Source organism: Aquimarina muelleri DSM 19832, assembly GCF_000430665.1.
GTDB classification, from domain to species: domain Bacteria; phylum Bacteroidota; class Bacteroidia; order Flavobacteriales; family Flavobacteriaceae; genus Aquimarina; species Aquimarina muelleri.
Window position 1 is genome coordinate 1 of the sequence record NZ_AUML01000060.1, and the last position, 15,271, is coordinate 15,271.

Consider the following 15,271-nt stretch of genomic DNA (forward strand, 5'->3'; position numbering starts at 1 on the left):
TAATGTTAAAAGTAGCCAAGACCTTACCGTTAAAGGATTTTATGGAAGCCAATAGTGCCGTGATCTTGGGGAGTGAACCAAGTTTCGGGGAACAGGTGAAGCCTATTGTTGAGGAAGAAAGCTTACACTTTGATATATATGCTGATGGAAGTATTGCTAGATCGGGAAGTGAAGATAGTAAAGTAGCGAGCTATACTTATTATGATAAAAATGGAGAAGCACATGAGTTAGGTCAATGGAGGATAAAAATTAATGATACTAGATATAAAAATGGTAAAGAGAAAAAACCAAAAACGGGTGATTATGTGGTAAGATATAGCCCAATATATGAAGCAGATATCTATTATGCTAAAATCCCAGGAAAAATGCATTTGATAAACATTAAGAAAAAACCACTCAATTATAAAAAAGACGATTTATTGATCTCTTATTTCCATAATTCGAATCGTGAATATGTTGATATTGGTGCATTTGCATCCTTTATAGGAGCTCTTGCAGAGGTGAGTTACGATGATGTTGTTTTAAATGGTTTTACAAATGCAGATGGTATAGGTAATCCTAGTAAAACCCATGTAAACGGGATATATGGTGATTTAAGATATTTTAATAAGAATAAAGTAAAAAAGAAATTATTAATTACATCACCTGAATTTGATGAATTGAGACAGAACAATTTTATTAATGCACTTTATAAATTTGGTTATAAAGGAATGGCGTCATTTAAATATGGTGAAAAAAATGACAAACTTGTTCATCATGGAAAGCATGTTAAAGGACATAAAAATCATTTACATATTCAAGGTTACGATTTAAATCATATCAAGAAACAATGAAAAAATTAATTTTATTATTACTAACATTTGTAATTGCTTGTAAACAAGTTCCAAGTTCTAATTTAGAGTCTCAAAACACAAGTAGTTATCAAGTATCAAACAATATACCTTTTCAATTATTTCTTGATGAAATTCAAGAAATAAGTTTACCCATAAATTATAAAACTTTTGATAATTTGCTTATAAAGGAACAAAGCGATTGGGATAAGGATATTTTTACCTTTAAAATTAATCTCAATGAGTTGGATAAAAATCTTGCAATATATGAAACCAAGACTTTTGATTTTGAGAGTTTAACAAAATCTAAAAAATATTCAGTTAGTGAGTTTTTGAGAATCAAACAAAAGAGTTTGGAAGATTTTGCTTTGGAACAGTATTTGAAAAATAATAAGGTTCAAGATAATATTTTTTTTGTAATACCAATTTTAAAATTTAAAATTGATAATGTTATTGTGATTGGTTACTTAACAGTATTAGCCTTAGAAAACGACAATACTTTTGCTGCTATACGTTTACATACATATACAAATGAGGGTGAGATAATAATTAGTCAAGATAAGAAGGTTCAAGATGGTTTGTCTTTGATTTATGGATTCTCTTCTGAAGATGGCGCTGCAAATATTTTTTCTGATATTGATAAAAATGGTGTAGTTTCACGAAAAAGAATTTTTATATCTGATGAAAAGACAATTAAAGAGACTTATTATATCATTAACAAAAAGGGTTTTGTAATTAAAGAGTGATATTTTAGTTTTTATGAAGTATTTAATTATAGTAATATTTATATCATTTTTTTCTTGTAAAGAAAAAAATGATATATCAATCGAAGCATCTTCTACCAACTCTTTTGAATTCCTAGAAGACAAAGAGTTACAATCTAAATCTATAGGAGAATTACGTTTAATACGAAATGAAGTTTTTGCACGTAAAGGGCATGTCTTTAAAGACAAAAGCCTAAATGACTATTATGCAAGTAAAAAATGGTACACGCCTAATGCTAATGCTAAAATAGTTTTATCTACTACAGAACAAGAGTATGTAAAAAAAATAAAAGAGTTAGAAAAAAACATTACAGCAAACCAACCTCTTCTTTCATTACCAACAGTCAACTTAGAAAAAGAAAGAAAATTCTATGAGGATAACAAATTCTACATAAATACAGAATTAAAAGGATTTATTAATAACGATGATATCGAAGATATCATTTGGATAATTGATATTAGTACAGATGATAGCTTAGGTGGAAATGCAAAAGAAGAATATAGACTTCAAATATTTTTGGGAACTGAAATAAGTAATAAGTACATAGAATATTTAAAATCAGATTCAGTAATCCCTTGTAATAATTGTGATAACTGGGAAAATGGATCAGAATATTCTTTTTCTAATGTAAAACTAGAAAAAAAAGTATTCCATTTTTCAACAATGCAATTATATCGTGGTGCAGGCACACAAGGATTTAGTCAAGAAAACACATTCATTTTTAATTTTGATAATGATAATATGATCTTGAGTAAAGTAATAAAAGATTATCAAAATTATGACACAAACAAAAAGGAACAGAATACAGTAATACAACAACAAAAAATCCATTTAAAAGATTTTAATGTTTATGATTGGAAATATGTAGACCCTGGTATGTTGTCTGGGTAAAAGTACTGAAAAACCGATGACTTAGTGATTTGTTATCGATAAAATATATAAGTAAAACCACGGCATTGATTTGTGGATTTATCAAATTTTCCGTTGCAAAATTTGATAAAACAGATGTTTAAGCAAAGTGAAAAAAGCAGAAAAATCGATAACCACACAGATGAGTATAGTGTATATGACACTTATGATGATAAGGAGCAAAAAGGGCATATAATTAGTTTTAAAGTAGACGAAGAAGGCAAAGGCGAAGCCCTGTTTACCATACCAGAAGAATGGGAAAACAAACACCAGAAATTAGCAGAATTACCTAGGTATTTTTATTTAAAAGAAAAAGAAAGTGGTGTAGAGTTCCCAAGGGCTTACTATGTAGCAAACCCAAACAAAACCGAAGAAGAAAACAAAAAAAATAGCATTCGTATAGCAGCTTTAATGTTAAAAGTAGCCAAGACCTTACCGTTAAAGGATTTTATGGAAGCCAATAGTGCCGTGATCTTGGGGAGTGAACCGGTTTTTGCCCCAATAAAGTTGTTGGGAGATGGTGGAAACTGCAAAACTCTTATATGGGGTGAAAAATTAAGCTGCAAGGAAAGGAAAAAAGTTATTCAAATTGCTAAAAATCTAAACCTTGGCAATAATAAGTTAGAAGGAGCAAACTGGCTAATGGCTGTTATGGCGTTAGAAACAGAAGGGACATTTGATCACCAAACAGATAATGGGATTGGATATGTTGGATTGGTACAATTTGGAGAAGATGCTGTTAAAGATATTGGAACTACTCAGAAATCTTTATTAAGTATGTCTCGCTTTGAGCAACTAGATTATGTCGAACAGTGGATAGGTCGCAAAAAAGATAAAATTAATTGTTTAACGGATGTTTATCTTTCAGTATTACTCCCAGATAAAACAGGAAAAGGTAGTGATAAAGACCTCGTCTTATGGACAAGTGATCGAGAAGCGTATTATAACAACCCTGCATTTCATAAGGAAAAAGACGAATGGAAAACTTTAAATCATAGAGGTAAGTTTAATAAAAAGGGTAAGAAAATTTACAAAAGAGGATATACCGAAAACGGTACTACCTATATGTGGGAAGTAACCCAAGAGATTGAACGATGGTATAATGAAGGAACAGAAAAGAAAAATAATTGTAATGATGGTAGTTGTACATTGTCAAATCAAGATAATAACAAACTGATTAATTCTGATTTAAAAATACAAGAAGGTCTTGATTGGGCAGAAGATTTGGCAATTACCGAAGCAGAATTAAGATCTGATCATAATACGTCATATAAAGTTAAGTACCCCCATCCATGGGAGTATGGAAAAAAACTAAGAGCTAAAAACACAGAAGAATCTTTAGAATATATGGATTGTACTGAATTAGTTTGCAGATACTTAAATAAGATCGAATGGAGTGAAGATATAAAGATCATAAACTCTTCAGAATTCAAAACATATGCTACAAAACATCCAGACAAACTAATGATCAATAATGACTCCCCTAAAAAAGGTGATATTTTTGCATGGAATGGTCATGCAGGAATAGTCAAAAGTTATAATTCTACAACTAAGAAAGTGACTACTATAGAATCTATCAGTGAACAATCTTATTCATGGCATGAAGGTATTAAATTTGATGGTGTGGTGATATGGACTTATGACAAAGACAAAAATCATTTACGTGATAACAAGAAAAAAGGTAAAATCATACAGTATTACACACCTCTAAAACATTATTCTAAATAACTAACTACTTTCCTTATGAAAAAACAATTTTATATTTACCTTATCTTGTCTACATTATTTTTAACTTCTTGTAAATCTAGAGGTCAAAAACCAGTAATTTCTAAAGAAAATGATTCCCCAAAACAAGAAAAAATAATTGATTATATAAATACAAAATCAGTTACATCATATTATAATGAAAAGAAAATCGTTATCGGCTCTTCTTTTGATAGTACCAATACGCTAGGTGTATTTGAAATTTTATATTATGACAATGAAAAAGATATAACAAAATTATATAAAAATAAGAACACTCTTCATAGCAAAAATGAGGTTTTAAATAAATATAAAAAAACAGCTTTCTTTTTCAAGAAAGAGCATTTGGATAAAGTTCCTATGAAACATATTGAAGGGCTAGCTGTTGGCTGGGAGTATGACATAAAACCACCATGTCCAGTTTTTGTTTTTAGCCTAAAAAAGGGGGAGTGGAGATTTTTAGAAAGTATCTATATTAATTCCCACGATGATTATGAAAACATTACAAATTTAAAAATAGAAAATTTAATTGGAAACCGTTCTTTTTTTCAAAAAAAATGGAAAGGCAGTTTCAGTTTCAGCTTAGAAGATTTAACTCGTATGGGAGAAACGCATAGTATTTATTTTGATTTTGATATTTCGGATATAAATAATCCAAAAATAATTTCTCAATTAGATGAAGAAAAAAAGAAAATTCGTAATTGTCAAGTAACACATATTACAAAAGACACTTTGGTCTTAATGGATAAGCAGAAAAATGATGATATTTTTATTTTATCAAAACAAGGTAACAATTATAATATTTCTGGAAGCCCTATTTATATACTTAATCCTCCTAATGAAAGCTATCCATTAACTAAAGAATAACCTTGCTGGTGCGAGCGTAACGCTCGTTACTGATACTAAAATATATACGTAAAACCACAGCAGTAGTGTTGTGGTTTTATCAAATTTTCCCCAGCTGGTGCGAGCGTCACGCTCGTTACCGACAGAGTAAGCAATAAAAACATATAAGTAAAACCACACAAAGTATGTCTACCAACGATAAGAAATACAATTATAACCTTACTATGCATATCTATAAAAGCACAATGAAAACCATGCTACTACTAGAACTACTACTGTTATGTTTCAGTTGTAATTCAAAAAAACAAGATAATAGCAATCAGCAATCTGACGTATTAGAGATTACACCAAAATCTAGTAATCCTACCACCTTAAACGAATCTATAGCCATAGAAAAGAGCACTATACAAATACTAAGTGCTGTGATCAAAGATAAACCTATTATAGGGGCAGAAGTAATTTTTCAGAGATCAGGAAAGACAAGTAGTGTTAGTATTACAGACACTCAGGGAATTGCAAAAATTCCTAACGGTTTTAATGATGATTCTGAAACAGTTATTATTATTAAAAAAGAAGGGTATTCTACTTTAGTCGCCAAATGTGCCTGTAAAGGACTTACCTACGCCATTAGTCCAAAGATGAAAAATTTAGATGGGGTAAGAGTAGTATTAAACTGGGGAGAGGCTCCCATGGATTTAGATTTGCATCTTAGATATGAGGATAAACATGTGTTCTTTAGAAATATGGAAGAAACCACTGTAAATCTAGATGTAGATGATACCGATAGTTATGGTCCTGAAACTATTACTATAGATAAAAAGAAATACGGAGTTGAATATTCTTTTTTCATTCATGACTTTACCAATTACGAACTACCGCATTCTAAAGAACTATCAAATAGTGATGCTAAAGTGTATGTCTATATAGGTAGCTCTTTAATTAAGACATTTTATATCCCTTCTCATGTAACAGGTAATATTTGGGATGTATTTAAAATTTCTGCAGAGGGAGAAATCATAACGATAAACAAGTTTTATCAATCTACCATTACAAATCTGGAACACTTAATGAAATCTAATAATTATCAAGAAACTAATTTTGAAGCCACCAGTAACCGAATAGATATTACAGAAGCCAAAGAAGTAAATAAGTTGGGAGAGAAACAATACCATAACAATAACCTAGAGGAATCAATCGTACTTTATAAAAAATCAATTGAATTAAACCCCGAATTTGGGCAAGCCTATAGTAACTTAGGACTTGCTTATTATAAAAACGGCAATAAGGCAGAAGCTATCTGGGCTAACCGAAAAGCAATTGCACTGGCAAGTGGAACAAATAAACATATTACCAAAGCTAATTCATATTACAATATAGCCAAGATATATGAGGATGAAAGTAATTATGACGAAGCAATACGTTATTACTCATTTGCCCATGGTAATAACCCAAGAGAAGCTTATACAAGAGGTCTCAATCGGGTTAGGAGTAAAATGTAATGATATACGAGAGTTGATAAAATCTAAATTAAAGGATATTTCAATAATGCTTTAACATATACCTTGAAAATTACATGAAAATTCGAATAACTTTATTGTTAATAATAGTATTCTATATTAGCTGTAAGAAAGAGAAAAATCAATCTAACATACTTTCTAAAACCTCTAACAAGAATCTGCCTTCTAAAACTTCTAACAAGATAGAATATAGTTCTCTAATAGCCAGTCATTATCAGATAGAGTATTCAGCAGAAGGAGATCTTAATGGCGACAAATTAAGTGATTTGGCATTAGTTGTAAAACAACGAAATGAGTCAAATGGAATTAGGGAGGTAATGATTTTTTTACAAAACTCGAAAGGTTATAATCTCGATGTCACTTCAAAAACGATATTTCCTGAAAAATATATGTCTGAGGAAGATGACATAAAAAACTACGTTCAGGAAGAAATTGAAATTAAAGATCAGACGTTATTGATAAGGCTGTATGGCACAGGACCACAGAGTAATATTTTCAGTCATTATAAATACCAAGAAGAAACGTTAAGAATTACTTATGTAGAATCTTATGCCATGGGTGCTGGTAGTCATTCAAATTTAGAATATGAAGTCTCAGAAGGAAAGATAAAATCAGAAACCATAAATACAATAAAAGAAGATATGCCAACAGAAGTTGAAACTGTAGAAGTTGATGGTATGGGGTATTCTTTTAATATTTGTAATCCAGAAGAACTAATTTCTTATGCCTATGATCGTATTAGGGATAAAAATAGGTTTGTAGTAGTAGCTAAAAATGGTTTATTGATAAGAGAAAGACCAGACATATATAGTGAGCGTATTTGGCAGTTACCTTTCAATACGGATATTGAAGTATTAGTAAAGACAGATATACCATTTAGTTTTAAGGATGAAGAAAGCTATGTTACTACAGATGGATATTGGGTTAAGATTGCTTTTGAAAATGCTGACGGGAACTATCAGCACGGGTATGTATTTGATGGATTTCTTCAACCTTATGAAAACCCTAGTATTTTTAGGAACTGGGCTTATTTAGATCATATTTATTTGAGTATACACAAGAACTCTATAACTTATGAATTACATGGTCAGTGTCATTATTCATTTCCAACAAAGATCTTAAATGAAAATGAAGTTGAACTTATTTGGGATTATGATGCAGATTGTGTTTTTGACAGTCAATTGAGTAATAATTTTGGTTTACAAAAACGCCCAATTCTAGGGAGACCATTTGCTAAATATTCATTAGAAGGAAGAATATTAAAAGTGACATATTATTATAAAGAATGGGTTAAGATATATTCTGAAAAAGTGAATTTAGAAACTTTTCCTAGTCGATTTATAGAGCGTTATTATTGAATATAATATTACATTTCCCTCTCCCGCTGGTGCGAGCGTCACACTCGTTACCGACAGAGTAAGCAATAAAAACATATAAGTAAAACCACAGCAGTAGTGTTGTAGTTTTATCAAATTTTTAAGAAAAGTAAAAAAGTAGAAAAATCGATAACTATACAGATGAGTATAGTCTGTATGACACTTATGATGATAAGGAACAAACTGGCTAATGGCTGTTATGGCGTTAGAAACAGAAGGGACATTTTATCGCCAAACAGACGTATATTAGAACCGTTAATCATAAAGAGGGAATTATGTCTTTGATGGTAAAAAGAAATATATAAGATTTTGAAAATAAGATTGAATTAATCTCTAAAATCGTAGAGAAAAGAGGAATACTTTTTTTAATATTTCTGGTTTGTTACTTACTTTATTTATAGACACGGCTTCTGGCATGAGGGCCAATAAACTGGTCATTTTAGTGAACTTTGGGTAAGAAACCGGGGAATAAAACCTAACAAGTTCAGAAAATCGGTTCATTTTATAAGTTTATGATTTAACACTTAAATGAACTGATATGTTATTTGAATATGTTCCCTTTAACACTCCTTTTCAAAATTCGATATGCGAAAGGCATATTGCAAAAAACATATAAAAAATTGAGGAAAAAAATAGTCTATTCATTTAATTTTGCTAATTTAGAAGTAACAAAAATTATGAACCACCCCATATCTGAAGATTTCTTCGGGTATGGGGTGGTTTATTTAAAATAAAAAAGAAATAAACCCAATTGGGGTTATACAATTATTAACTGCAAGCAAAAATGAACCTAGTTTAACCTAAATAAATGGAAATAAAATTACCAAATATTGAAAAACTAATTTTTTCCGATAGAAGCAATGTGATTACACAATATTACAATGAGTCAACAAATCTTAATTTTGAATTCGTTCAAAGCACTCCATTTACACTCTCATCAAATGGTGAATTATTCTTTATTACAAGTAACGTTGAAGACGAAATTCCCGAAAATTGTAATTATGCCTTACTAGCAAAAAGAAAACCATACAGGAAATATTTTTTAGAAGATACCCTAAAACTAACTAGATGGATAAAGCATCCATCCTTTGAAGATCTAACTCCACAGGATGTTGTAGCTTCATGGAAAGGCAAATTTAAGTTCATTAAGGAAGATGTTGAGAATAACATAAAAGGACTACGACCACCACAAATAGGAGCTTTATACTCAATCTTAGCGCATGTACAAAACCCACAAGATAAAGGTATTGTAGTGATGCCTACGGGAACAGGAAAAACAGAAACAATGTTATCAACCTTGGTAGCTAATGAGTGTGAAAAGCTTTTGGTTGCCGTTCCATCCGATTCATTACGTACTCAATTATCAAACAAGGTTACCAATCTTGGACTATTAAGAGAATTTGGAATGGTAGATGAGACTTGTCATAATCCAATAGTAGGTGTTATCCATTCAAAATTTGAAAGTGAAGAGCACCTATTAGAGTTCATTTCCAAAACAAATGTGGTAGTTACTACAATGAGTATTCTTGGTGGTAGCGATTACCAACATCAAATGGCTTTCTCTAATTCTTTTTCCCATCTATTTGTTGATGAGGCTCACCATTCCGAAGCAAGCACATGGAAGAAGTTCATAGATAGATTTGATAAGAAGAAGGTATTTCTATTTACAGCAACTCCTTTTAGAAACGACGGTAAGAATCTAGATGGTAAATTCATTTTCAACTTCTCTCTTAAAGAAGCGCAAAAGCAAGAGTACTACAAAAAGATAAACTATTTACCCATTAGAGAATATGATAAGGAGAAGGCTGATAAAAAAATAGCAGATAAAGCAGTAGAACAATTAAGAGAAGATATTGCTAATGGTCATCCACATATTATCATGGCAAGATGTATATCAAAAAATCGAGCTAAAGAGGTCTTTAAGCACTATGAGAAACATGAAGATTTAAACCCCGTAATTGTTTATACGGGGGTTCCTGGTCTAAAGGATAAGGTAAAAGCAATTAAGGCAAAGGAGCATAGTATAATTGTTTGTGTAAATATGCTAGGAGAAGGTTTTGATCTTCCAGAACTCAAGATTGCAGCCATTCATGATGAAAGACAAAGCCTCCCAATCACACTCCAATTTGTTGGTAGATTTACTAGAACATCTTTTGCAAATCTTGGTAATGCAAGTTTTATTACAAATATTGCATACCCTCCTATCCAACAAGAGCTTAATCATCTTTATGCAAAAAATGCGGATTGGAATCTACTACTTCCAAACTTGAGTGAAGGTGCCACCGATAAGGAAATTAATTTCCAAGAATTCCTAGAAGGATTCAATGACCTTGAAAACTCTAAAATACCTTTTCAAAATATTAATCCTGCTATGAGTTCGGTTGTATTCCGGAATATTGGAGATCATTGGAATCCTGCTAATTGGAAGGAAGGTATTAACAATATTGGAACCTACGAACATCAATTAAGTAAGCATAATAATGAGAAAGGCACGTTGGTTATTATCTTAGGCAAGGTGGATAAAGTTGAGTGGGGTAATTTTGATGTGGTTCAAAATATGGATTGGAATATGATTGTAGTTCATTGGGATAGAAGACCTAATAAAAATATGATATTCATTCATACTTCAATGAAAAATCTATCATACACTAAGCTCGTTAAAGCTGTATTTGGAGATGGATCTATTCAAATTAAAGGAATGGATATGTTCAAGATTTTTTATGATGTTAAAAGACTTACTTTATATAATGTTGGTGCAAGGAAAGGTACTGGCCGTGATATAAGTTTTCAATCCTTTTTTGGAAAAGGAGTACAAGATGGAATAAAGCTCTTGGAGCAAGGCACTTTCATAAAAAATAATATTTTTGGTGTAGGTTATAAAGATGGAGAAAAGGTTTCTTTGGGCTGTTCCGTAAAGGGTAAAGTATGGTCTTATTTACGAGGTAATCTAAATGAGTTGACTCAATGGTGTAAAGATGTAGGAGATGTACTTATTAACCCTAATATCAATCCTAATACGGTTTTAGAAAACACCCTTATACCTAAAACGATTAAGGTAAAACCAAGTGTTACTCCAATTGCAGTTGAGTGGCACCATGAAATGTTTCAATATGCTGAAAACAGATATAGGATTAGCATTAATGGGAGCACATATGATTTGTCTAATTCTGAATTAAATGTAGTAGAAAGCCCCGATGATTCCCCATTACGTTTTTGTTTCAAATGCGAAAATTATAGTATTGAATATGATTTAGTATTAGGAGCTAATATAATTGATGGTAAAGAAGTTGCCTTCCATAAGGTAACGAAAATTTCTAGTGAAAATCCTATTATTGAATACGGTAATAAAAGAGAAAATCTAGGAAGTTTCTTGCAAGAATTCACTCCAATTTTTTGGTTTGCAGATGGAAGTCAATTATTTCAAAATAGCTATGTTGTTCCTAAACCTTGGGTTGATGGAATTGCATTAGATAATATTACTCCAATGAATTGGGGGGGTGTCTCCATTAGAAAAGAAGCACAAGGCATTGCACCCTATGAAACCGATTCAATACAATATTACTTCATCAATCAAATTCGAGATGATTATGAAATCATTTATGATGATGATGGATCAGGTGAGATTGCAGATGTTATAGGGATTAACGATGGAGAAAATAAAATTGATATTCATTTATTCCATTTGAAGTATGCTAAAGGTGGGCGTACTGGAAATGATATTGGAAACTTCTATGAAGTATGTGGACAAGCACAAAAGTCTCTTAATTGGAAGTATCGTAATGGTAAGGATTTTTTTGACCATTTATTGAGAAGAATAACTAAAACTAAAAATGAGGCTACTTGTAGTAGAATAATAAAAGGGAGTGAAGATGATTTGGAGCAATTATTAAATGCAGCTAAATGGACTAAGGAGATGAAGTTTCACATTTACATAGTTCAACCAAGTTTAGTGAAAGGAGAGGGTTCTGATAATATTATGCTACTCTTAGGAAATACTCATCACTATCTTCATACAGTCGGTAATGTAGAATTAAAAGTATATTCCAGTTAAACGCCAGCAGCTAATACTCTACATAAACATAGTCTCCTTTGGAACGCTATGTTTCTTATAGAGACTTTAAAAGTTTAAAGTATAATGAAGAAAACTCTAGTTTTTATAGTAATCTCGGCGTTAGGAATTTTTACCATAATATTTCTTTTTCCAAGTTTGTTTAAGTATGTGTGAGAAGTAAATATTAGCACAGAAAAATCTTGGGATAAAGTGTTATATAGTAAACTTCAAATTTCTATTGTAATTTATATCAACAGGAATAAAGTATATTATTAAGAAAAAATCTTAAAGTTTAATAAAATGATGAAATATAAATTTATAGGTCAAGAAAATAGCGATGATGATCATCATTTGTATTTACAATTTGGTTCTAGCAATAAATCTTTAGAAGTTGAGATTAGAATGGAAACAGAATTACAACATCCCGTTGGTGAAAAAATGTTAATTGATGCTGAAGAAATAGATAATTTAATTAAAGCACTTCATGAGATTAAAGAAGAAATAAGCGGGAAAAAATCTGAAACTTTTAAGATTATAAAAGATAATTAAAGTTCAATAACACGATTATAAAAACATGTAAATCAATTAATATGGGATTAGAAAATATATTTGGAAATGCTAAAATTACAGATATAGATGAAACAGAAAACGAATTTTGCTTTGATCTAGAATGTAAAAATAATGATTATGAAAGGTCAACTTTCCTATCAGGAATACCTATTTTAATACATAATATTAATTGGCTTCATAAGAGTTTTAAGGCTTCAATATCTAAAGACAATTTAGATGATTTTCAACATAGAGCCATAAAGTCATTACAAAAAGAACTAACGTCTAAATAAACGATGACAATATTGGGTGTAAATTTGACAAGAGAAGAGAAATATGCTTATATAAAAAAAGAGCATAAAGCTATAGCTAAAATTATAGCCCTTGCGAGTGATAATGCGCTCAATTTAGTGAAAATTGACAATAATTAGAATGAAAAAAACTCTACAAATACTACTATTAATAATTTTCATATCCTGTGGACAAAAGAAAACTCTCCAGAATTTTGGTTTTTGTAAAATGTCCAAAATGGACTTAAAAAATGGAATTAAAGTTACTGACTCTTTAGGGAATTTTAGTTATAAAATACCAAACATTTCATGGGAACCAATAAGGTTCGTAGACGAGGAAATAAATGCACTAACAGTTGGAGATACTTTACAAGGTTATAAGCGTTTTTTCAGTGTAGTTGAAATGAAATATATTTACGACTGGGATTGGGAAGGGGAACAAGAGACTGTTGAGAATAACAATAACATTCTAGAAACAGGAGAGATTTACTTAATTGGGCAGAAAAGGAGATACAATATTATACTCTATGAGGATGACATTCCGCAAATGATTTTATTTAGTATTACAGTATTAGATACGGTAAGAAAAAGGCACTATACATTAAGTCTAAAAACTGAATATATTGAATACTATAAGACAAGAATTTGTGAAATGAAGCCTATATTAGATAGTTTTGAAATAAAAAACTAATTTCAATAACTCGTATAATACAGATGCACATTGTTCGATGTAAACGTACCATGAGAAAAGATAAAAGTTCAATAAACCGATCTATTTCCATAAAATTAATATACAAATAATAGCTAAATTAAACTAGAGCCTAATAGATAGAACTATTAGGCTCTACTCTGCTTTGTAATTAAGGAACTCACTACTGTGCTCAAATCGAAAAAAAACGAATTGAAAATAGAGATCTTTTAGCCTAATTAAACGTTCAATTTAATAACTAAATTGTATGACTACGCTAATAAGTATATACAATATTGATTCATTAAATATGTAAATTTTCATAAATAATTATCTATATTCAATTTTCTTCTATAGGACACCCAACAGCATCGACTTCAACACCTTCTGGCGTTTGAGCACATTTATCAATAACGTTTATTACACCATCTCCATCATCATCATTTCTTTCAACAATATTGTTGTCATCGTCACCAAGACTACATGAGCTAAATGCAAAAAACACAGTAAAAACAATAACAGATAAATAAAATTTTTTTGTTTTCATTATTATAAAATTTAAAAATTTGCGAAGAAACTATTTCATATCGCTTCAATACTTAGGCAAAGATGTGCTTATTTTAAACCTCAAAAGACCAGATAGACAAGGAGAATAAAAACAGAAGTCCGTGCCTATAAGTATAAACCAACAACCTCTTTATTAATAAGGTTTTTCAATGAATTATAATTACTAACGAAAGTGGTCTCACTTTACAAGCAGAAGTGAATTATTTAAAAAAAGAAAGCTAAGAATTGAAAAAAGAAGTAGGTGTTTTTCCTGTTTGCAATTTAAAATGTTTGTTGAATGTAGATTTTGTACTAAAACCGCAATCATAAGCTAGAGAAATCATGGTGTATTTTTTATTCTCTGGAATAGAAGCCATTTTGATAAACTCTTTTATACGTAGTGAATTGATGTAGTTGTAAAAATTCTTTCCTTCCATCTCATTAATAACTTGTGATAAATGATTGGGGTGTACTTTTAAGACTCTGGATAACTCTACTAATGTGATTTCCTGTTTTTTATAGTAAGAACTGTCCTCCATTAATTTTTTTAGGTTGTTATAAATTTTCGAAGCCTTATCTTCATTTAATCCAGACTTAACATATTTTTCGTTTGAAACATTTATTTTAGAAAACTCTTTCCTATTTGTTTTTTTATCTTCAACACTGAATTCTTTATCTAATGTTTCAACTACATCGTTATTATAATAAAAAATATTTAATTGGTTGATTCCAAAAAAGCCTATAAAGATGACTAAAATAGCTATTGCAGCGTAGGTAACATTGTTCTCAAAAAAAAGAGATAAAATGAATATAAGTCCATTACCAATTGATAAGCATTTTAACCACTGTAACTCCTTTTTATCTGTATTTGAAAACTTATTTTTTATGTTTTTTTGATATCTGTTTATAACTATTAAAGACCAAATAGAATAAGTTAATCCAGATATTATTATTACTAATGATAGTAACAATACATACCATTCAAAACCTTCTCCACTGTTTTGATAAACAATTATTTTTTTTTCTCCAGTTAATTGATAAAAAGGAAGAGATAATAAAACTAAAATGATAGATGGAAGAAAATGTAAAAATGTAATACTGTTTTTTTTAATACTATTCCCCGTAATTTCTATAACATAAAAATATAACAAAAGTCCATGT

At 30.2% G+C, this 15,271-nt stretch carries 12 protein-coding genes and 1 pseudogene; 11 read left to right on the plus strand and 2 right to left on the minus strand.

The features are described 5' to 3' along the window. The 11 genes and pseudogenes from H527_RS24230 to H527_RS0117745 all read left to right on the plus strand — a co-directional run. Positions 1 to 833 (plus strand): annotated as a pseudogene (locus H527_RS24230) (hypothetical protein); the annotation flags it as partial. Next, positions 830 to 1,576: a hypothetical protein gene (locus tag H527_RS0117695; protein ID WP_027413919.1), complete on the plus strand. Its 747-nt coding sequence runs from the start codon at positions 830 to 832 to the stop codon at positions 1,574 to 1,576. The pseudogene H527_RS24230 and the gene H527_RS0117695, both read left to right, overlap by 4 nt. Before the next feature lie 13 nt (positions 1,577 to 1,589). Continuing rightward, entirely contained in the window at positions 1,590 to 2,486 is an 897-nt protein-coding gene (locus H527_RS0117700) for a YARHG domain-containing protein (RefSeq protein WP_027413920.1), read from the plus strand. A gap of 114 nt (positions 2,487 to 2,600) precedes the next feature. Further along, the gene (locus tag H527_RS23285; protein WP_051316859.1) at positions 2,601 to 4,232 is read left to right on the plus strand and encodes a CHAP domain-containing protein; all 1,632 of its coding nucleotides are present in this window, start codon (positions 2,601 to 2,603) and stop codon (positions 4,230 to 4,232) included. Positions 4,233 to 4,247: 15 nt separating this feature from the next. Next, positions 4,248 to 5,114 carry a hypothetical protein gene (locus H527_RS0117710; protein WP_027413921.1) on the plus strand — a complete coding sequence of 289 codons (867 nt, stop codon included), beginning with the start codon at positions 4,248 to 4,250 and terminating at the stop codon, positions 5,112 to 5,114. A 164-nt stretch (positions 5,115 to 5,278) separates the two neighbouring features. Next, entirely contained in the window at positions 5,279 to 6,592 is a 1,314-nt protein-coding gene (locus tag H527_RS0117715) for a tetratricopeptide repeat protein (RefSeq protein WP_081414640.1), read from the plus strand. Positions 6,593 to 6,666: 74 nt separating this feature from the next. Beyond that, the gene (locus tag H527_RS0117720) at positions 6,667 to 7,968 is read left to right on the plus strand and encodes an SH3 domain-containing protein (protein ID WP_027413923.1); all 1,302 of its coding nucleotides are present in this window, start codon (positions 6,667 to 6,669) and stop codon (positions 7,966 to 7,968) included. 826 nt (positions 7,969 to 8,794) lie between these two features. Next, complete coding sequence (locus tag H527_RS0117725; protein WP_027413924.1) at positions 8,795 to 12,037, plus strand: DEAD/DEAH box helicase; 3,243 nt, start codon at positions 8,795 to 8,797, stop codon at positions 12,035 to 12,037. A gap of 300 nt (positions 12,038 to 12,337) precedes the next feature. After that, positions 12,338 to 12,586 carry a hypothetical protein gene (locus H527_RS0117730; protein WP_155837938.1) on the plus strand — a complete coding sequence of 83 codons (249 nt, stop codon included), beginning with the start codon at positions 12,338 to 12,340 and terminating at the stop codon, positions 12,584 to 12,586. A gap of 41 nt (positions 12,587 to 12,627) precedes the next feature. Then, a complete protein-coding gene (locus H527_RS0117735) occupies positions 12,628 to 12,879 on the plus strand; it encodes a hypothetical protein (protein WP_027413926.1) in 252 nt (83 codons plus the stop codon). Positions 12,880 to 13,114: 235 nt separating this feature from the next. Then, positions 13,115 to 13,567, plus strand: coding sequence for a hypothetical protein (locus H527_RS0117745; RefSeq protein ID WP_155837939.1), 453 nt, complete (start codon positions 13,115 to 13,117; stop codon positions 13,565 to 13,567). Positions 13,568 to 13,904: 337 nt separating this feature from the next. Here the strand turns inward: H527_RS0117745 and H527_RS24465 are convergent, their stop codons facing one another. Together H527_RS24465 and H527_RS0117755 are read right to left on the minus strand one after the other, a co-directional pair. Beyond that, the gene (locus H527_RS24465) at positions 13,905 to 14,111 is read right to left on the minus strand and encodes a hypothetical protein (RefSeq protein ID WP_027413928.1); all 207 of its coding nucleotides are present in this window, start codon (positions 14,109 to 14,111) and stop codon (positions 13,905 to 13,907) included. A 238-nt stretch (positions 14,112 to 14,349) separates the two neighbouring features. Then, on the minus strand, positions 14,350 to 15,271 hold a 922-nt coding region (locus H527_RS0117755), incomplete at its 5' end, for a helix-turn-helix domain-containing protein (protein ID WP_027413929.1).

Bases quoted from the DNA above. Each gene is read 5' to 3' on its own strand.
- H527_RS0117715 (WP_081414640.1), top strand. From the start codon at position 5,279: ATGTCTACCAACGATAAGAAATACAATTATAACCTTACTATGCATATC.
- H527_RS0117720 (WP_027413923.1), top strand. From the start codon at position 6,667: ATGAAAATTCGAATAACTTTATTGTTAATAATAGTATTCTATATTAGC.
- H527_RS0117725 (WP_027413924.1), top strand. From the start codon at position 8,795: ATGGAAATAAAATTACCAAATATTGAAAAACTAATTTTTTCCGATAGA.
- H527_RS24465 (WP_027413928.1), bottom strand. From the start codon at position 14,111: ATGAAAACAAAAAAATTTTATTTATCTGTTATTGTTTTTACTGTGTTT.
- H527_RS0117700 (WP_027413920.1), top strand. From the start codon at position 1,590: ATGAAGTATTTAATTATAGTAATATTTATATCATTTTTTTCTTGTAAA.
- H527_RS0117710 (WP_027413921.1), top strand. From the start codon at position 4,248: ATGAAAAAACAATTTTATATTTACCTTATCTTGTCTACATTATTTTTA.
- H527_RS0117745 (WP_155837939.1), top strand. From the start codon at position 13,115: ATGGACTTAAAAAATGGAATTAAAGTTACTGACTCTTTAGGGAATTTT.
- H527_RS0117695 (WP_027413919.1), top strand. From the start codon at position 830: ATGAAAAAATTAATTTTATTATTACTAACATTTGTAATTGCTTGTAAA.
- H527_RS0117735 (WP_027413926.1), top strand. From the start codon at position 12,628: ATGGGATTAGAAAATATATTTGGAAATGCTAAAATTACAGATATAGAT.
- H527_RS0117730 (WP_155837938.1), top strand. From the start codon at position 12,338: ATGATGAAATATAAATTTATAGGTCAAGAAAATAGCGATGATGATCAT.
- H527_RS23285 (WP_051316859.1), top strand. From the start codon at position 2,601: ATGTTTAAGCAAAGTGAAAAAAGCAGAAAAATCGATAACCACACAGAT.